The 19395-nt window shown below is 45.5% G+C and carries 18 protein-coding genes and 1 riboswitch; of the genes, 10 read left to right on the forward strand and 8 right to left on the reverse strand.

Translation table 11 applies throughout. The features are described 5' to 3' along the window. Positions 1 to 234 precede the first annotated feature (234 nt). The 3 genes from SDEN_RS00450 to SDEN_RS00460 all read right to left on the reverse strand — a co-directional run bounded on the left by SDEN_RS00450 (position 235) and on the right by SDEN_RS00460 (position 3014). Positions 235 to 606 (reverse strand): VOC family protein, encoded by a 372-nt coding sequence (locus SDEN_RS00450; RefSeq protein ID WP_011494553.1) that lies wholly within the window; start codon positions 604 to 606, stop codon positions 235 to 237. Positions 607 to 665: 59 nt separating this feature from the next. Next, a complete protein-coding gene (locus SDEN_RS20010; protein WP_083759629.1) occupies positions 666 to 1091 on the reverse strand; it encodes a helix-turn-helix transcriptional regulator in 426 nt (141 codons plus the stop codon). A 1368-nt stretch (positions 1092 to 2459) separates the two neighbouring features. Then, entirely contained in the window at positions 2460 to 3014 is a 555-nt protein-coding gene (locus tag SDEN_RS00460) for a lysophospholipid acyltransferase family protein (RefSeq protein ID WP_011494554.1), read from the reverse strand. A 174-nt stretch (positions 3015 to 3188) separates the two neighbouring features. On the opposite strand from SDEN_RS00460, the gene SDEN_RS00465 reads away from it, so the two are divergent. After that, a complete protein-coding gene (locus SDEN_RS00465) occupies positions 3189 to 3611 on the forward strand; it encodes a YybH family protein (RefSeq protein WP_011494555.1) in 423 nt (140 codons plus the stop codon). Here the strand turns inward: SDEN_RS00465 and SDEN_RS00470 are convergent. Both SDEN_RS00470 and SDEN_RS00475 read right to left on the reverse strand, forming a co-directional pair. Further along, positions 3586 to 4362, reverse strand: a complete 777-nt coding sequence (locus tag SDEN_RS00470; RefSeq protein WP_011494556.1) for an NRDE family protein — start codon at positions 4360 to 4362, stop codon at positions 3586 to 3588. The two genes, SDEN_RS00465 and SDEN_RS00470, sit on opposite strands and share 26 nt — an antisense overlap. 42 nt (positions 4363 to 4404) lie before the next feature. Then, positions 4405 to 6066 (reverse strand): hypothetical protein, encoded by a 1662-nt coding sequence (locus SDEN_RS00475; protein ID WP_011494557.1) that lies wholly within the window; start codon positions 6064 to 6066, stop codon positions 4405 to 4407. 304 nt (positions 6067 to 6370) lie between these two features. Here SDEN_RS00475 and SDEN_RS00480 point away from each other — a divergent pair, with 304 nt between their 5' ends. From SDEN_RS00480 to SDEN_RS00490, 3 genes are all read left to right on the forward strand, one after another. After that, positions 6371 to 6964 carry a YhgN family NAAT transporter gene (locus tag SDEN_RS00480; RefSeq protein WP_011494558.1) on the forward strand — a complete coding sequence of 198 codons (594 nt, stop codon included), beginning with the start codon at positions 6371 to 6373 and terminating at the stop codon, positions 6962 to 6964. A 181-nt stretch (positions 6965 to 7145) separates the two neighbouring features. Next, positions 7146 to 7508 (forward strand): hypothetical protein, encoded by a 363-nt coding sequence (locus SDEN_RS00485; RefSeq protein ID WP_011494559.1) that lies wholly within the window; start codon positions 7146 to 7148, stop codon positions 7506 to 7508. A 2-nt stretch (positions 7509 to 7510) separates the two neighbouring features. Further along, the gene (locus tag SDEN_RS00490) at positions 7511 to 10159 is read left to right on the forward strand and encodes an immune inhibitor A domain-containing protein (RefSeq protein WP_041405610.1); all 2649 of its coding nucleotides are present in this window, start codon (positions 7511 to 7513) and stop codon (positions 10157 to 10159) included. Positions 10160 to 10200: 41 nt separating this feature from the next. On the opposite strand, the gene SDEN_RS00495 is transcribed toward SDEN_RS00490, so the two are convergent. Beyond that, complete coding sequence (locus SDEN_RS00495; RefSeq protein WP_011494561.1) at positions 10201 to 10770, reverse strand: chorismate--pyruvate lyase family protein; 570 nt, start codon at positions 10768 to 10770, stop codon at positions 10201 to 10203. Positions 10771 to 10910: 140 nt separating this feature from the next. Here SDEN_RS00495 and SDEN_RS00500 point away from each other — a divergent pair, with 140 nt between their 5' ends. The 3 genes from SDEN_RS00500 to SDEN_RS00510 all read left to right on the forward strand — a co-directional run bounded on the left by SDEN_RS00500 (position 10911) and on the right by SDEN_RS00510 (position 13322). Next, on the forward strand, positions 10911 to 11312 hold the full coding sequence (locus SDEN_RS00500; protein WP_011494562.1) for a flagellar basal body-associated protein FliL: 402 nt from the start codon (positions 10911 to 10913) through the stop codon (positions 11310 to 11312). Positions 11313 to 11317: 5 nt separating this feature from the next. Continuing rightward, complete coding sequence (gene rlmF, locus SDEN_RS00505; RefSeq protein WP_011494563.1) at positions 11318 to 12400, forward strand: 23S rRNA (adenine(1618)-N(6))-methyltransferase RlmF; 1083 nt, start codon at positions 11318 to 11320, stop codon at positions 12398 to 12400. A gap of 73 nt (positions 12401 to 12473) precedes the next feature. After that, positions 12474 to 13322 (forward strand): PfkB family carbohydrate kinase, encoded by an 849-nt coding sequence (locus SDEN_RS00510; protein ID WP_011494564.1) that lies wholly within the window; start codon positions 12474 to 12476, stop codon positions 13320 to 13322. 118 nt (positions 13323 to 13440) lie between these two features. On the opposite strand, the gene SDEN_RS00515 is transcribed toward SDEN_RS00510, so the two are convergent. Beyond that, entirely contained in the window at positions 13441 to 15360 is a 1920-nt protein-coding gene (locus SDEN_RS00515; RefSeq protein WP_011494565.1) for a methyl-accepting chemotaxis protein, read from the reverse strand. Positions 15361 to 15586: 226 nt separating this feature from the next. Beyond that, a complete protein-coding gene (locus SDEN_RS00520; RefSeq protein WP_011494566.1) occupies positions 15587 to 17233 on the reverse strand; it encodes an electron transfer flavoprotein-ubiquinone oxidoreductase in 1647 nt (548 codons plus the stop codon). A 206-nt stretch (positions 17234 to 17439) separates the two neighbouring features. Next, positions 17440 to 17573: riboswitch (molybdenum cofactor riboswitch) on the forward strand. On the opposite strand from SDEN_RS00520, the gene moaA reads away from it, so the two are divergent. The 3 genes from moaA (at position 17561) to moaD (ending at position 19394) form a co-directional block, all read left to right on the forward strand. Then, positions 17561 to 18541 (forward strand): GTP 3',8-cyclase MoaA, encoded by a 981-nt coding sequence (gene moaA, locus SDEN_RS00525; protein ID WP_041405611.1) that lies wholly within the window; start codon positions 17561 to 17563, stop codon positions 18539 to 18541. (Overlaps the previous riboswitch by 13 nt.) 100 nt (positions 18542 to 18641) lie before the next feature. Next, positions 18642 to 19121, forward strand: coding sequence for a cyclic pyranopterin monophosphate synthase MoaC (moaC, locus tag SDEN_RS00530; protein ID WP_011494568.1), 480 nt, complete (start codon positions 18642 to 18644; stop codon positions 19119 to 19121). A gap of 21 nt (positions 19122 to 19142) precedes the next feature. After that, positions 19143 to 19394 carry a molybdopterin synthase sulfur carrier subunit gene (gene moaD / locus SDEN_RS00535; protein ID WP_011494569.1) on the forward strand — a complete coding sequence of 84 codons (252 nt, stop codon included), beginning with the start codon at positions 19143 to 19145 and terminating at the stop codon, positions 19392 to 19394. Position 19395: the final 1 nt, after the last annotated feature.

Below are 19395 nucleotides of genomic sequence, written 5' to 3' on the forward strand. Positions count from 1 at the left end.
TTGGGCAGAAGTGAGTAGTAGAGCCTGTACTGGGGGGTAAATGCTGAAAAGCCTGTCAGTTGAATTCCTTCTGCAGGCTTGCCATGGACGGTCGGCTCGCCTTTCTCGTGGTGAAGCGTCCATGGGTCACCTTTTCAGTAATTGCGTCTCTGTTAACCTTAAAAGATTACGATCCTGACTTTAACTACTTGTAAGGCTTCGCCACAGTAATCAAATAAAACTCGTTAGTGTTGTTTACACATGCTGATCTATTAGGATTGAATTACCATCAGGATCTTTAATAGAGAAACTCGAAGGACCACTTTCACCCGAAATAGATTCTTGTATTATATTGACACCTTGAGCTTCAAACTCTTTTAAAAGCTCTCTAACATCGGTATAAGATTCTAATGGCTGACATTTGCTGCTCCAGCCAGGATTGAAAGTCATGATATTACCTTCAAACATCCCCTGAAATAATCCAATTGAGTGATCGCCATTTCGAAGTATCAACCAGTTTTGAGATTGATCACCACCAACTATTTCGAAACCCAATTTTTGATAAAAAACTTTCGACTTTTCGATGTTACTAACCGATAAACTTACTGAAAATGCACCTAATTCCATTTTACACTCCGTAGTTTGATTACAACATTAACGCTTCCCGTCCATGGCCTTGTTAGCGCTCAAATTTCCTCCCAATTATCTGAAGCCTCAAGCTTATCTCTGGCCTCTTTAGAGGCAAAAAACCTAATATGGCCACAATCGAAGCATACCACTGGAAGGAATTTGGCGAGGGAAAACATGCTTGGTGCCAACCCTGGTAGTAGCTCTCCTCCAAATCCTCCAAACTCCATATGCTTTTTGTACTGGTAAACTCTATTTGATTTACATTCAGAACATGGTTTCATTTGTAGTTCCTCGTAGTCAAGGTCTTGGAAATCAATATTGAATACAGCTGCTAGTGCTTTCTTAGACTGAAGCGATGCGGATGCCTTCTTTTCTATCCGCTGTATGGTTTTCAGATTAAGACCAGCCGCAATAGCCAATTCTTCTTGAGTCCACGAATTTTGGTTTCTCAATTTAAGAACTAATTCAGCATTAATTTTCATTTATATTCTTAACCTTTATTTAGTTGTGAAGGCACGGCGAGTATATTGTGTTTAGGAGGAAACTCTTAAGGCTTCTATACCTTAGAAAAAAGACAACTATAGGACATATTTAGGACAGTTGTGAGTTTTTGGAGTTCAAGCGTCTTAGTATTCATGCCTTGCGTTGTTTGCAAGGCATAAATCGCGGCCGATACCACATCCAGATTAAATGGTATGCATCATGCTAAAGGAATTTGCTTTCTGGGGTAGTCGTTTTTAGACTATTTGACGGCTAATGACTTGATATTGTTCTAGCTTTATTACCTTACGCTACTCACTTGGTCTTACACATCAGCTTTGGTCTATTAATTCATAAAATGAACAGAGCTCACTCTCAATTGACACAACTGTCACAGATTGCAGCCATTACCCTCGAAGTTGCCGATGACTGCATGGATGCAGGAGATAGAACGAGCAGGATGCCCGAATGCTGGAGTTTTCTCCTCTTGGCCACTCTTTGTAAAATAAGTAGGAAGTGGAACTCTGCGACTTTGACCTAAACGGTGAATAATCACCTTGGGTGATTGTGCTTATGAGCGAGAGGCAAGAATGCCGAACTGGTTTTTTAATATGGATGTTATTTTTTGGACATCTTGCTAGCAAACTTTGCGGCAAAAACAAGTTAACTTGAACTTTAATATACAGGCTCGCCATGGCATTCACTCGTCGACACGCCGTAAACTCGTCCATGAGGGCTCGAACATCCCGTCCATGGGATGGACGGTCTTCTCGCAAACACTCATGGTTCACCTTTTTAGCATTCGTGCAATCTGTTAGCTTTTAAAATCTAGTCCCATGCCTATGTTAAGCCTAACAGTGCACTCACAGGTTGCACCAACTCCCCTCGAAGTTGCCGAAATAGGGCGATTAAAATACCGTGGAACCATCAGGGATGATGGTTAAGGCTCGTAGGGCACAAGGACGTGCCGTCGAGCCGTTAGGTATTTTCTTCGTCATATGAGGAACAACAACTTCGCGGGCGGCACAGGGGGGGGCCAAGAGGGGAGAATGCTGTTGTTTTCCCCTCTTGGCCAGTGCAGAGTGGAACCCTGCGACTTTAATCCAAACGAAGTTTGGACATTCATTGTCTAACTTTGAGGGTAAAGATGTGTCAGCACTTAATCATGATGCAGGTACCGAAATGCACTGATTTTACCGCTCAATGGTAACACTCTAGCTAATAGAGGGTGTTGGGCTAAATAGCTTGAGTTGATCTGTTGAGTTTGGCAGCAAGAATGCTGCCCTTGAGCCCATTGATACCTTTTACTGTCGAGCACTTTTTACCGTTAAGAATAGGCGTCACTGATGACGTTAGACCAATGCCCGAGTTCAGTCCTGCTTGAAATCTGGGATGGTTTTAGGATGACGACCGTTAATGCTGCGGTAAAAATCTATGATGTATTGCATGTCTTGCTGGATATCATCGGTTGGCATTAATTCAGGGTGGAACACCACACGTTTGCGGCTAAAGTCGAAACCCACTGGCACGATAGCCACATGGGCTTTCTTGGCGATATGGTAAAAGCCTGTTTTCCAGCGCTTAACTGGGCTGCGAGTCCCTTCTGGTGCCAGTGCCAGCTTGTAATTGGCGTCTTGTTTAAACAATTGTACTGCAGCATCGACTAAGTTGTTGTGCTTGCGTCTGTCTACTGGACTGCCGCCTAGGGCACGAAATATCCAGCCCCAGGGGGGTAAAAAGAGTTGGTGCTTGCCTAAGAAGTGAATATTGATCCCCATGGCGCCTCTGGCGACTATGCCAAGCACAAAGTCCCAATTGCTGGTGTGTGGGCCGACGATCATAATGAATTGTGCCGAACTAGGCAGTTCACCTTCTAATTGCCAACCAAAGCGTGCAAATAAGAAAGTACAAAATCGATTAAACATGAGCTGCGTTCCATTTAATTTGTTGTATATACAGTATCTTTTTTGTAGGACTAAGCTATAAATATCTTTAAGTCTTATAGCATTGTTCCATTAAGGCTGAAGAATTTTGTTTGCTTCATTGAGTTGAAGCTAGGTCTTTTAACAATCCACATTAAGTCGCTAAGTGAGATCAACATGATGAAAAATTGGCTCTGGGTATTACTCTTGTGCACTAGCTTTAGCCTGATGGCGACCCCAAAGGACGAGATTAATCTGCTGCTTAATCAGCAAGAGGTGGATTGGAATAATGGCGATATTCAAGCTTACTTGCAAGGCTATTGGCAAGATGACAAGTTAACCTTTGTTTCAAAAGGAAAATTTAATCATGGTTGGGCTAATCTCCTCAAAAGCTATCAGCGCAGTTATCCCGATGTTGCCAGTATGGGCAAATTGGATTTTAATCAGCTCGATATTAAGGTCTTGAGTGACAATGCCGCGCTCGTTTCTGGTCGTTGGGAATTGAAGCGGGCCAAAGATAACCCCAATGGTATCTTCACTGTGTTGGTTCAGAGGATAAATGACCGCTGGCAAATCACCCATGATCACTCGACGGATTAGTGACAACTATTTCAAAATCTTGTTGGCCTAAGTTGCGGCCTTTACCATCGAAGCGCACCTCAGTGAAGTGGGTTTTCCCTTGGAGATCTTGCAGTACTATGCTGGTGGAGCGAGTGCCATATTCGTCATGGCGAATAAAAATTGCCGATAGTCTACGTTCCCATTCCAAGCTTAACCCTGTGGCGGGAAGCAAGTCGTCACTGGCCTGAGACTCGTCGCTCATGATGGCGATTAACTTGCTCACTTCGGGCTCGCTTGGTTGGGATAAATGCGCTTCAAGCGCCTGCTGCCCCTTGGCCATTTTTGGCCAGACCTCATCTAAAGCGCCATTACTGATGGCATGAAATCCATCACTGAGTTGTAGGCTTTGTCCTTGCAGGCTATTAAAACAGTGCAGCCTGCCTTGAAAGCTAAAGACTAAATTGAATGGGTTGTAGTTGTGAGCATGACTCTTAAGCCAATCCGGTGTCAGGCCTTCCACAGACAGGGCTTTTACCACTAACTCGCCTCTGCTACGTACGCCATCTTGATTGCTTGTCTGGGTTCTTAGGTTGGTTAAGCCAGCGAACTTGCCATCCTGTGCCAATCCCAACCAAGTGCCACCAGCCTGTAAGTCCTTACCCGCTATGATGGCGTTATCCTGCCAGATATGGGCAGGCATGGTGGGTCTGTGGTGAAATTCATCCCGATTGGCGCACACGATAACAGGAAATTGTGGGTGAACATTCACCGCGAGGAATAAAATGCACATAGACTCATCCACTTGAGGGTATGAGTCTATATTAGCCTGATTTTATTGGTTCGAGTCATCATTCTTATGTTTATGAGCGTGAGAATGGCTATGACTATGGCTGTCAGTGTGATCTTGGTTATGAGCATGACCTTGGCGAGTGTGGCCATGACTATGGTCCTGTTGATGATTATGGCTATGACCATGATTATGCTCGTGAGCATGAGCCGCCGGTAAGTTTATCAGCAAGCGGCGTAGGAATTTTCTTGGTCCCAACCTTAATAGGCTCGCCGCGAACAATAAACTGATAATAACCAGTGCACTCATTTGTAGCGGTTCATTCATTGTGAATAAGGCGTGTCCAGGTGTTAATAGCCAAGCCGCTGCGCCTAGGCTTAAGGTTAATGAAATCGTCAACAAGGCTAAGGCTAATGGCTTCATTAAACGCAACTGGCTAATGCTGAGAACTGGGGCTGCTATCAAGGTCAAGGCGACGGCCATAGGGTGCCAACCGCTGTAGGCTAGCGCTAAGGCGAGCACGGCAGCACCTAAATTGCAAAAGCGCATGGGTAAAAATACTAAGATTAATACCAACAATTGGATTGCCGGATGATCTAATGCCATCGAGGGATGGCCAATCAAATTCGCTAAAATAAGACTGAGGATTATCCATGGCGCACTGCGATCAACAAGGTGGGCAAAGCCAAACCTTAGGGGGGAACTCGGGACCTGATGGTGGGGGTCGGTGATCTCCACCTTATTTAGGCTCATTACAAGACCTATCAGTAACTGGCTGGCGACCTGAAATAGCGCATAGTTTGGCCCGAGCAAGAAGAAAGTTAAAATCAAGGACTCAGGTCCTGTGAGGCGTTGTAGCCAACGTAAACTCAAGTTTTTATGCTCAGGTTGCAGGCCAAGTTTAAAGCGTAATGTGGCCACGGCATAACTGAGTAGCAGAATTGGACTTAGGGTGAGCAACCAAGTTATCAATTGCTCTGTGCTGTGTTCGTGATGAGCATGATCTTGGCCGCCGGTATCCATGAGTAGCAACACCGCCAGTAAAGCAAGGCCAACCAAGCTGCCTATCCCTGCCTGGTATTCGTAACGCCCTTGTTTATCTTGTTTTTGATGGCCATGGGGCTGATGCAGCACCACATGCAAGATGGAACCTGTGACAAATGCTTGTAAATAAACGGTATTATCTAAGCTTAATTGGTCAAGTAATTGCTCTCCGGCAAAGTAACCCACGCCGGTAAAAAACATAATGGCGCCGAGAATGACGCAAGTCCAACGTGCACCCAAGTGTGGTTTTAATAACCACCAAACAGCAAAGCCTACAGGCAGGCGATGCATCACTACCCCCAGGGCCAATAAAATGGAATTACCTTCTTGTTGAGCCAGCACCATGGCGCCACCGTCCGTGACGGTATGCAAGAGTAAGCCTGCAATACCTAACGTCAGGGTGACATTATGGGTAATCTCAGAGTAACGGTGAAAAATCCGTTCGCTGGCAGTGGGGCCCCATAGGCCTAACATGACAAATATTAAGGTGAGAAATCCGCCGTGCTCTAACAACTCAGGCAAAATATGGATAAGCACAAGTCCGCCTAGAGAAACGAAAATAAATCCGTCTAGGCCTTTTTGCAGCCCATTACCGGTAGAAAAGAAGCGGTAAAATAGCGGGCCGAATAACAGTGCGATACAACTGGCAATTAGATAAAGCATGGATCTCAGGCTGGCTGTGAAAAAACAATGCAGTATATCTTAGTCTCAGGAATAACTTAATACTTGCAGCATAGGTAAAACGCGAAAGCCTCGATTATTTACTCTTCGTTGGAGACTTTCCACATAGCACCACTATGCTTCCAAGCCTGCGGCTTAATTAACCCCCCCTTTTTATTCCCGTCACATGACAAGGTATTTATTACGATTGGTATTAAGTTTGGGAATATTTTGTGTCATTGCTTACCCTTAATCTCGCTTTACGTATACAATATTAGTCTCTGTTTATCATGGGAAAAACGTGTTTATGGATATTTTTTCTGCTGCGGTAATGTTGTTTTTGATCATGGATCCATTAGGCAATTTACCCATATTTGCTTCTATTCTGCGGCATATAGACCCTAAAAAACGTCGTAAAGTACTGATAAGAGAGCTTATATTTGCTCTAATCATTATGTTGATGTTTTTATATGCTGGCGAAGCGATTTTGAACTTCTTAAATTTACGTTCCGAATCTGTCAGCATTGCCGGTGGCATTATTTTATTCTTAATTGCCATTAAGATGATTTTCCCCCAACCCGGTGGTGTAGCGGGGCTTGCCGCCGGAGAAGAGCCTTTTATTGTGCCTATGGCTATCCCACTAATGGCTGGCCCTTCTATTCTGGCTGCGCTGATCTTATTGGCCCATACGGACCCTAGCCGGATGACGGACTGGACCATAGCTTTGGTCTCAGCTTGGGGCTTGAGTGCTGTTATTCTTATGTTTTATAAGATATTTACCAAAATCCTCGGCGAAAAAGGCCTAATTGCGGTCGAGCGGCTCATGGGCATGGTCTTGGTGATGATTTCGGTACAAATGCTGCTAGATGGCATTTCTAATTATATAAAAACAGCACAATAATCAGTGTCGGCTGTATAGGACCACCCTAAAAACTGAGCCCAAGTGGCTCAGTTTTTTATTAAGTCACTTACTCTTGTTGCTTTGAAACGCTAGACTGGGATTATCATTGTCAGTAGGGATTGCTGCCAGTTACCGTCTTTGCAGCCTTTGTTATCCCGAGTTTGAGGTAATAGTGATTAAAATGAAACCAAGCATAGTGAGCCTGAGTGTGTTGTTGATGCTGTCTTTTCAAGCCTGCAGTCATCAAACTGTGAGTCCTGTTCAAGCTGAAATGAGCAGCCAAGATGCCAATCAAGAAACTATTTCGCAAACAAAGACTCCAATAGCTGAACCGACGGCTGGCATTACAACGATTAAGGGCAAGAAAATCACCTTAGTGTGCAGTGCGCCACCGCCCCTCAAAGACACGACTAAGCTTAAGCAGAATCTGCTGGAAAAAGGCTACATCAATGCGCAGATGACAGAACAAGAAGCGGATGCCAAGGTGGATGAATATATTTACCAGCGTCAGCAAGCCTTTAAAAATTGCAATAAAGGACAATAGCTATGGCTACAAGATTTGGGGTTAATAAAATATCGGCATGGGTAGTCTTGCTGATGTTTTGTGGTTTAACTTCCGCAACTTGTCTGAGTGCGCCAATTAATGGTAGCCCAGCTGATGGGGCGATTGTTAATAAAGAGCGGGTACTCTACTGGTTGATTCACCATGGTGATGTAAGCCTGGATGACAGTGACGAAGTCAAACAGGCGGCGGTACAGGCATTTATCGAACGCAGCGGCCGCCATCAATTTAAGTTACCGCGAGTAGAGGCTCAGGCCGAGCATAATAGAGCCAAACGGGTTAATGCCGCTAAGTCTTCAGCTCGCCCAGAGCATGAAATACTTGCTCAAGTTGTCGCTGACTCTGAAATCACTAAGACAGTTAAGGTCTTGGCTGTGCTGATAGACTTCCCCGACTTACCTTATAACGCTAATGGGTTAAAAGCTGGTGATACCGATATGTTCTATAGCAGCTACCCACCCAGTCATTACAAGAATTTGTTGTTCTCGACTACAGGTTTTAGCGGACCTCAGAGCCAAAATTTGCAATCGGGTTATCAATATTTCCAAGCCGCATCTGGGGGCAGTTTTTTCTTTAATGGCGATGTCAAAGGCTGGTATCGCGCCAATAACAATGCGGCTTTCTATGGCGGTAATGATGCTGCCAATGATGACAGTGATAAAGCCGTGCCGGATTTGATTAAAGAAGCCGTGACTCAGGCCGTAGCCTCTATGACAAGTGCCGAGCTGAATTCCTATGACATCGAAGACCCTTATGATCTCGATGGAGACCAAAATTTTGATGAAAGTGATGGCATTATCGATCATGTGATGGTGTTTCATTCCAGCATAGGTGAAGAAGCCGGTGGCGGTGTGCTTAAAGACGACGCTATCTGGTCACACAGGCATTTTCTCGACCAAGGGTCGGGTGGCTATACCATTCCAGGTAAGTCTAAGAAATTGTTTGGCTATACCATACAGCCAATCGATGCTGCGACTGGGGTGTGTACCCATGAGTTTGGCCATGACTTAGGCTTGCCTGATGAGTATGACACCTCGAAAGATACTCAAGGAGCACCAGTGGGCCTGTGGTCATTGATGGCCGGCGGCAGCTGGGTGGGAACACTCGCGGGCACTAAACCATTAGCCGGTACTCAACCCTCAGGTTTCAGTCCCTATGCAAAATCTTATTTACAACAACGCTATAAAGGTAAGTGGGTCAATGAACAAAGCATTTCTTTTGATAGCTTAAACGCAACTGGTGTAGATTTACCCCTAAATCGAGCTGTGGATAGCGATGATGTTAATCAAATTTCTATCGCCTTGCCTCCTAGCCAGGTGGCGTTTAAGGCGCCTTTTAGTGGCCAATATCAGTATTACTCGGGCCAAGGAAACTTGCTGAATAATGCCATGTCATTTGATCTTACTTTGCCAATCACTAGCCCATTGACCTTAAACTTTAAGGCTCATTGGAACATAGAACAAGATTATGACTATATGCAGCTTAAAGTGGATGGTGTCGCCATTGCAGGCAATCACACTAAAGCCAGTAATTCTAAGTACTCAGGTATAAATAATTATATTTCAGGCGCGTCGGCTGCTATTGCGGGGGCCACAGGCACAGATGCCTGGGTTGAACTTAGCTATGATCTTACTCCTTATGCAGGGCAAACCAAGCGGATAAGCTTAGTGTATGTCACAGATGAGGCGAGCATAGAGTACGGCATGGCAATAGATGATATTCGGTTATTGAATAATACCAACCAGCTCTATATGGATGGTGCTGAATCATCCACATCAAGCAATGACTTATTGTTAAATGGTTTTAGCCGTGTGACTGATACTCGCCCCGGCAAAGCACGCCGTTATTTAATTCAATTAAGAAACCATAGCGGCATAGATTCTGGGCTTAAGAATAGGGGCTATGAGCCAGGCGTTTTACTCTGGTTAGAGAATTTAGACCAAAGTGACAACAATGTGTTTAATCATGAAGGTGAAGCCCTGATCGCCGTGATCGATGCGGACCAAGAAATCATCGGTGATGCTACTACCACCGACACAAACGTGCAAATTAGGGATGCGGCATTCAGCCTTTATAACCAAAAAACCTATTCTGGGGATGCGCATTTGGCGGGCTCGTCACTTTTTGATGATAGCCATGACTATAGTGCACCTTTAAAGCCCATGGCAGGCATCAAGCTTGACGAGTTAGGTTTTACCATGGAAGTCATCAACCAAACTGCGGACAGCAGTAGTGCACTTATTCGCTTGAAAAAGACCGATGGCACTATTCCAGAACCAGCTGCAATAGTCGCGAGCTTTAGTACCACTATTACTGACAACAAGGTTAACTTTGTAGCAAACGTGTCTGGCGGCAGTGGTGTTTATAGCTATTTATGGGAATTTGGTACGGCTAACGCCACCAGCGTATTAATGAATCCTGAGTATACCTATGCGGTGACAGGGACTTATACTGTGAATCTGACCGTCACTGATAGCTTGGGCAAGAGCCACAGCAGTACACAAACAGTTACTGTTACTAGACCTACACCAATAGTGACACCAGTGGCTGATGCGGGAGGCGGTGGCGGTAGTTTAACTTGGCTTTCTCTTGTGGGACTGGGATTATTGGCTTGGCGCAGACGATTCGTTTAAATTAGCCAGAATGATAAAAGAGAGGCTTTGACCTCTCTTTTTTATTTATTATGCAGCTTCATGTGTGCGACTGCGGCGGGAAGAAATATCTCACTAACGGTAAGATGACGTGTATCAATACTGAAATGGCGTCTTCGACCCCAAAGGGGGTCGCTAATCTCTTGTTTTAATGATGTGGCTAATTTTGCCAACCTGCTACAGGTATCAAACTTTGCCAGCTCTATTTTCCCTGGGATAATTTCAGGGCTAGTGTATAACAGCTCTCCCAAGGGCTTATTGCCTAATTGAGTAAAGGCTTGGGATTTAAAATCGAGTAGCGACTGAGGCACTAAGGTGCGGGCAAATACCCAAGGTGTACCATCTAGACAAAGCAAGACTTCACGCATCCATACTGTTTCTTCAATCATAGTATCTGTTGCTAAAGGTGAGGTTAATTGCTCTCCTAGCACTTTCACTTCAAAGTCGTTACAGAGGTTTTTTAGCTTGAGAGTCAAACTGCCAGTGGCCAATAACCAGTCTTTTAATTGAGCATTTTGAATAGAATCGGCTCTTTCTGGTGAAAACCACTGAATTGATTCACCATAAGGGAAGCTAAGACTAGTCACTTTCATCAATTACTCGCTACAATATGGTTTAAAAGCGTTTGAGTTTATCATGTCACTCACTGTGCGGGTAGAGCGCCCCCAGTGGATGCGCTAGTGGATATGAAAACTCAGACCAGCCCATAACAATTTTAGGAGAGCATTTTATTATGAAAAGAATCGCCACGGTGCTATTGGTATTGCTGACATTAGCTTTCGATACCGAAGGTGCTGGGAAAGATGCAGTTCCTGATTATGCTTATTATGGATTTGAGCCGGAAATCGTTACTAACTATATATCAAGTAAGAAAAAAATGGGTTTTGTGCGCATAAGCGTTGAACTGATGGTGAAGAATCCTGATGATCTTATTGCCCTTGAACATCATGATCCTTTATTACGTGCTGCTATGGTGGAAATCTTAGGTAATCAAGCTGAAAATAAAGTGAAGTCTTTGACTGGCCGTGAAGAAATTCGCCGTGAATGTTATGAAATGATCAATCGGCTGATGGAGCAGGAAACAGGTCGAGGATTCGTGGTTAATCTCTTGTTTACCCGATATTTGTACGATTAATCTCTATGTCAAAACTTATCAGTAAGCAGGGCAAACGGCCTGCACTGTCTCAGAGCGGGCTTGCCAAGCCCTCTACATCGAAAAAGTCTTCCGCGTCCAAAAACGCAAATACCGAGACGGCTAAACTGCTCACTAAGGCCCTTCACCCACGTAACGTGCATAAGTATGGCTATGATTTTGCTGCCTTATCTAAGACATTGCCTGCGCTGACCCCTTTTGTGGGCCCCAATGCTTACGGCAATATCTCAATTGATTTTGCCAATCCAGATGCAGTTAAACAGCTTAATGCCGCACTCTTGCTGCACCATTACAGCATACGTGACTGGGATATACCTCATGGCTATTTGTGCCCACCCATTCCAGGGCGAGTGGATTATCTGCATTATTTAGCCGATTTATTGAGTGCCCCTCATAAGGGCAAGGCTAATCGAAACATTCGTGCGCTGGATATAGGCACAGGTGCTAATGGTATCTATCCGCTTTTGGGGATAGAAAGCTATTCATGGCAATTTGTCGCCAGTGATATCGACAAGGTTTCATTGGATAATGTGGATGAAATCCTTGCAAAGAATCCGCAGCTAGCTGCCAAGCTTAGCCTCAGGCTGCAGCTCAATCCCAAGGCGATATTTAACGGCGTGATTGAGAAGGACGAATACTTCGATGTCAGCTTGTGTAATCCGCCTTTTCATCGTTCATTAGCCGATGCCAACGCCGGCACTCAGCGTAAACTTAGTAATCTTGCTAAGAATAGAGGCCAGTCACAACAGCAAGCAGTTCAAGCTAAGGTTGCACTTAACTTTGGTGGCCAAAAAGCAGAGCTTTGGTGCGAAGGCGGTGAAGCCGCATTTCTAGCTAATATGATTTCTGAGAGCAAAGGCTTTGCGGCTCAGTGTCTATGGTTTACCTCATTAGTCTCAAAGTCAGAAAACTTGAAACCTTGTTATGCGCAGTTAGCCAAACAAGGGACTAGCGAAGTGAAAACCATAGAGATGCATCAAGGCAATAAAATTACCCGTATTTTGGCATGGAGTTATCTCAGTCTTTCTCAGCGGCAAGCATGGGCCAAGCTGCGTGATCAATCGCGTTAATATGAACGGGCTAACACTCGATTAGCACTTGATTAATATTTGCTTTAGATTTGGTTTAACTTAGGGGTCCTCAATGGCTAATATTTTGATTTTAGCTAATTTAAACTGCGATAGAATTTTACGTTTAGACAAACCGCTAAAAACAGGTGGCCGATTTCATTATCAAGATGGCGGGCTGCGCTTAGGTGGTGGCGGGGCTAACACTGGGATTGGCCTAGTTTGGGCCCAACATCAAGTGGCCATAGTGAGTCAGGTCGGCAGTGATGATATCGGTGATTGGATTTTGGCTAAGGCCAGTACTTACGGCTTAGATTGCCGCCTAGTGCAACGATTCGAAGGTAACACTTGTGAGATGTTATTGGTCATGACCCCGGATGGTGAACGAACCATTATTCGGCCTCAGCGGCCAACTTTTACCTTAACATCATCTCCTAAGTGGGATGATTGGCAGGCATTTTACATCAATTCATCGGCTCAAGGTGCAGAGCTGTGGGCGGAATCTGCGTTAGCGCGTACCTTAGTGGTGGCTCAATTAGCAAAAGATGACAGGCCCAGACCGTGCCATGTGCTTATTGCCTCAAAAAGCGATCTATCAGGACGAAGCGAACTAAGCCCATGGGAGTTTGCTCTGCAATTGGCAGGTGAAAGCCTTAAGTATTTTATTGTTACCGATGGTGACGCTGGCGCCTTGGTTTACAGCCATGAAGAGGTGCAACAAGTCGCGGCGGTGAGTGCGAATGTTGTGGATACCACGGGAGCGGGGGATGCTTATGCCGCTGGGGTGATCCACGGTTTGTGCTCAGGTGATAATATTCTCAAAGCCATGGAAGCAGGGGCTCGCTGGGCCGCATTTGCGGTGGAAACCCCAAGTTCAATTCCTGGCATGGGTCTGAAGGCGTATTTAGGCGCAAAACCTGCCTAAACTCATTCTATTCTGGTTCTTAAAATCTGGTCGCGATAAAAAAGCCGTTAACCTAAGTTAACGGCTTTTTGCTAGTTAATTCGAGTCTAGCCAAAGGTTAAGCAATCAGCTGATTAGCTTAAACTTTAAAGCGTGCCACTAAAGTATCTAGCCTGAGGGCTAACTGGTTGAGAGACTGACTCGCTTTAGCAGCAGCTTCGGCAGTTTCAGCTGTGCGCTGAGTAATATCATTAATTTCAGTGACGTTGCGATTAATGTCCTCAACTACAGTAGATTGCTCTTCGGTCGCTGCAGCGACTTGAATATTCATGTCGCTTATCATACCAATTTGCTCACTAATACCACTGAGTGATTGACTCGCTTCATCCACAGCGGCGACACCTTCACGAGAGCGTGAACGGCTCTGGGTCATGGCATCGACGGCGCGGCTGGCTTCAGATTGTAATTTATCTATCATGGTCTGAACTTCATTGGTCGATGCGGCGGTACGTGATGCTAAGCTACGTACTTCATCGGCGACCACGGCAAAGCCTCGGCCCGCTTCTCCAGCCCTTGCGGCTTCAATGGCTGCATTCAATGCTAATAGATTAGTCTGCTCTGAAATCGCCCTGATCACATCTAAGATGCTGCCAATGGATTTAGTGTGGGTGGCGAGAGATTCAATCACTTCACCCACAGACTCAACGTCTTTAGACAGTTGATTAATGGTCGTACGGGCGCGGATCACCACGCTCTGGCCTTCGCTAGAGCCTTTATCAGCTTCTCTGGCTGTCACAGCAGCTTGGGCCGCATTGCTAGCAATCTCATTTACGGTGGCGCCCATTTCATTGATGGCGGTTACGACCATCATGGTGCGATCTTTTTGAATTTGGCTGTCATCCAAGGTTTGATGAGCTTGGGCAGAGACATCTTTAGCGGACAGGCCAAGCTCTTCACTGGTTTGTGCCACTTCGATAACAGACTCTTGGATCTTACTGATAAAGCTATTAAATCCCTTGGCAAGTTGCGCTAATTCATCATCGCCTTTCACCGGCAGACGTTGGCGTAAGTCACCTTCACCTTCGCCTATGTTACGGAACATTTCCGCCACAACGGTAATAGGGCGGCTCACTGAGCTGGCCACAAACAAGGCTAAGAAGATGAACGCCCCAGCAACTAACATGGTTAAAATTAGAATTTGGTAGGATGACTCTTCAAGCAGAGCAAACACCTCAGCCTCAGGGACTTGGGCGATTAAATACCAGTCCATAGAGGGGATATAGCTTGAAGCCACCAACATATGTTGGCCATCGACATCGGCTTTAACTAAATTAAAGTTGTTTTGGCTTAAGAGTTGATTGGTCTGAATGTTGGGGTAGAGTAGATTTAGTTTTGCCTTACCTATTAAGCTTTTGTTTTGATGTAGGGTCACCGCGCCTGTTTTATCAACCAGATACACAAAACCTGACTTTTCAATTTTAAATGAGGCCAGTAAAGTCACCATATCATCTAGGGATTTAGCTAGCCCCACTAAGCCACGGCCATTAGGTTGCTGGTAATTGACGAACAGTTTGACTTCACCATTAGCTTCGGTGAAGACGTTGAGCATTCTTTCTTGGCGGCTATCACGGTAGCCAAAGAACCAGCCATCTTGTTCTGGATTGAGTATTCGAAGAAAGCCATCTTGAGTGTAATAGGCGGCCGTTTCCCTGTCGGCGTAAGAGGCTTGAGCTAGACCATACTGCAAGGTTAAGTCTTTGAGTTGGGATGTGACTAAGGCTTCTTGTCCACTGGGGCGTCCGTCTTGCAGCCAGCGTAATAACATACGACTGCTGGCCAGTTGTTCAGCAGCGTTCATTAAGCTGCTGATGTCCATTTCAACCTTGTTGCGAATTTGCACTAATAAACTGGGAAGTTCCGATCCCAGCATACGTTGTTCAATTACGTTTTTAGCGCTGCGCTGGCTCAAAACACCGACTAAAATGGTCGACAGTAATACCGCGAAGGCAACCGTCATTAATATCTTCTGTTTAATGGTGAGCGAGTTGAAATAATTCATCTATAAACTACCTTTGTGGGTTTCTCAGGGTTTATCGGCCGCAAGGCAAAATAATTTACCAAAAGCATAATATAAACACAGTAAGATCAACTTAATAGCAAGTTTACAACTAAGCTGTAATACTCGGCTGTCTTAAGAAGTACAGCGCCAATATTAGTCGAATATGATAAAAAAACGCACTCATTTCGAGTGCGTTTTTATAAAATTTCTCAATTTGAGCTCTAGATTACATATTGGGGTAGTTTGGACCACCGCCGCCCTCGGGGGTCACCCAAGTGATGTTTTGGCTAGGGTCTTTAATATCGCAAGTCTTGCAGTGAATGCAGTTCTGACCATTGATAACAAATTTCTTTTCACCGGCTTCCTCGACGACTTCATACACGCCAGCAGGGCAATAACGCTGCGCCGGTTCATCAAACTTGGCCAAATTGACAGAAATAGGTATGCCGGCATCTTTCAAGCGCAAATGACACAGCTGATCTTCTTCATGGAAGGTATTGGACAAATACACAGAGGACAGCTTATCGAAGCTCAGCTTACCGTCGGCTTTAGGGTAGTTAATGACCTTAAAATCTTTGGCAAGCCCCATTTGAGCGTGATCGGCCGTTTCATCTTTTAAGGTAATGGGCATGTTGCCGCCAAACCAATTTTGGTCGATGTAGTTGAAAGCGCCGCCCATCCAAGTGCCAAATTTATGCAGCGCTGGTCCGAAATTACGTGACTGGTACAGTTCTTCATGCAACCAGCTCTCACTAATACGTTGGCCGAAGCAATCTAAGTCTTTGCCCCCTTCAACCCCTGCAATTAAGGCTTCGCCTAAGGTGCTGGCAGCCACTAAGCCACTCTTGATTGCCGTGTGAGTGCCTTTGATTTTAGCGAAATTCAATGTGCCAGCATCACAACCTATCAACAAGCCCCCAGGGAAGCTCATTTTGGGCAAGGCGTTCAGTCCGCCTTTAGCGATAGCACGAGCACCATAGCTCAAGCGCTCACCACCAGTTAAGATACGGGCAATAAGCGGGTGGGTCTTATAGCGTTGGAATTCATCGAATGGACTTAAATGTGGGTTCTTATAGTTAAGGTCGATAATCAATCCGACCGCCACTTGATTGTCTTCCATATGATAAAGGAAGCCACCACCCGATGAACCCTCATTTAAGGGCCAGCCTCCGGTGTGAACCACTTTGCCTTCTGTATGTTGTTCGGCGGGGATTTTCCAAATTTCTTTAAAGCCTAAACCATAATGCTGAGGGGTTTTACCGGCATCCAGTTGGTATTTTTCAATCAACTGCTTCCCTAAGTGGCCACGGCAACCTTCAGACAGTACGGTATATTTTGCGTGCAGCTCCATGCCTGGCATATAGCTGTCTTTAGGCTTGCCATCGGCGCCAACACCCATGTCGCCAATCAAGATGCCTTTGACGCTATTATCTTCGTTAAATAGCATTTCACTGGCGGCAAAACCTGGGAAAATTTCAACCCCTAAGGCTTCGGCGCGTTCGGCCATCCAGCGAGCCAGATTGCCGACACTGATAATATAGTTGCCATGGTTGTGCATAGTTTTAGGCACAAAGGCATTGGGTATGTGCAGAGAGTGGGCGTCAGAATTGAGTAAATAGATTTCATCATCTGTGACCTTGGTCTTCAGGGGGGCATCGTTACGCCAGTCGCTGAAGAGTTCATCGAGCACATGGGGCTCAAAAACCGCACCAGAAAGTATGTGGGCACCGACTTCAGAGCCTTTCTCAACGACGCAGACAGTGATCTCTTTGTTAGCATCTTTGGATATCTGCATTAAACGGCAGGCCGTGGCTAAACCAGCAGGACCTGCACCGACGATAACGACGTCGAATTCCATTGATTCGCGTTCCATGTTTTCACCTTTAGTTATTCCCCGACTATGGGCGGGTGTTGTCATTATTTTTATGGGTTTACCTTACCTTAAAAATCAGCGCTGGCACAGTGGCAAGTATGTTATTCATGAGGTGAGCTGTGTCACAAAAGTCGTTTATTTACTGTCTATAACAAGGTAAACGCAAAAATAGGCTGTTTGATTTAAATTAGACATGCCTATAATAAGCATTGACGGTTCTCCGAGCTTCTTATCCTAAGTCTTTAGATACGGGTCATTAGCCGTGGTAATAATGCCACCGGGGTGAGTAAAGAAATGCACTCACCTCCCGCACTTGGAAAGGTTAACATGTCTCAACTACAAGACAATTTTGGTCGACGGTTTCACTATTTGCGTCTGTCTATTACCGATGCCTGTAATTTTAAATGTACCTATTGTTTACCCGATGGCTATCAAAGCCAAGGAAATAGCCCGTTTTTGTCCTTAAGTGAGATAGAGCTGCTATTGGGGGCATTTTCTCAAATGGGCACTCAAAAAGTGCGCATTACCGGCGGTGAACCTAGCCTGCGCAAAGACTTTATCGACATTATCGGCCTTGCTGCTAATACCCCCAATATCAAGACTGTCGCCACCACCACCAATGGTTACCGCTTAGCGAAAAATGCCCAAGCTTGGTATGACGCCGGCCTTAGGCGGATTAATGTGTCCATTGATAGTTTAGATCCAAAAATGTTCTATCAAATCACAGGTGAAAACCGCTTCGATCAAGTGATGCGTGGTGTCGATGCGGCATTGGAGTCGGGCTTTGAGCGGGTCAAGATTAATGCCGTGCTGCTAAAGGGGCTTAATAGCCAAGACTTACCGAGATTTTTGCACTGGATAAAACACATGCCAGTGGATCTGCGTTTTATCGAATTGATGGAGACGGGCCTTGGGCGTGAGTATTTTAAGGCGCATCACCTCGCTGGGACTCAAGTAAAGCAGCAGCTTATTCGTGATGGTTGGCAGCTGGATAAAGCGGATATTCTCGATGGCCCGGCACAAAACTTTAGCCACAGTGATTATCAAGGCCGTATCGGTCTTATCATGCCCTATGAGAAAAATTTCTGCGTCAGTTGTAATCGCTTGCGGGTGTCCGCCAAAGGTCAATTACATTTATGCCTGTTTACTGAGAACGGGGTTAACCTGAAAGATTTGTTGCAAGACAAAAGCCAAACCCCTGAGTTGATGGCGCGTTTGCAGCAGCAGTTAGGCTTTAAGACGGCGGCGCACTCACTGCACCAAGGCATTACTGGCGTGACCACACATTTGGCCTCCATTGGCGGCTAAGGCAGTATCGGTTCCTGTGTAGCATGTTCGCTAAAAGGCAGGGCATTCAGCATAACCCATGGGATTCATTTTATTTATTAGCTCTAGGTAACGTAATTCAATGTCAGATTTCACTCATATTAATGCCCAAGGCCATGCTCATATGGTGGATGTCACTACAAAAACCGTGACAGAGCGTGAGGCGCGGGCTCAAGCGTTCGTCGAGATGGCCCCAGAGACACTGCTGATGATAATCAATGGCCAGCATCATAAGGGCGATGTGTTTGCGACCGCCAGGATCGCGGGGATCCAAGCCGCGAAGAAGACCTCAGATCTTATCCCCTTGTGTCACCCCTTGATGCTCACTAAAGTTGAGCTTGAACTGATTGCTGAGCCTGAGTTTAATCGCGTCAGGGTAACCAGCCTGTGCAAACTGGCGGGGAAAACAGGGGTTGAAATGGAAGCGCTAACGGCGGCCAGTGTGGCAGCCTTGACCATTTACGATATGTGTAAAGCGGTGCAGAAAGACATCACTATTACCGGTATAAGCTTGCTTGAAAAACGCGGCGGTAAGTCGGGTTATTTTAAAGCCAAGGCATAACGGGGCTTAAGGACATTCATCATGGTAAAGATTTTATTTTTCGCCCAAATTCGTGAATTACTGGGCGCATCGAGTCTCGAGCTAGCAGTAGAGAGTGGCAGCATCACGGCCGAGGGATTGAGGGCGCTGTTGGCAAGTACAGATGAAAAATGGGCCAAGGTGATGGCATCCGATAAGTTGCTGGTGGCCATTAATCAAACCATGAGCACTTGGGACGCCTGTATTACAGATGGCGATGAAGTGGCTTTCTTTCCTCCTGTGACTGGGGGGTAAT

It is taken from the genome of Shewanella denitrificans OS217, from assembly GCF_000013765.1.
Lineage (GTDB): Bacteria > Pseudomonadota > Gammaproteobacteria > Enterobacterales > Shewanellaceae > Shewanella > Shewanella denitrificans.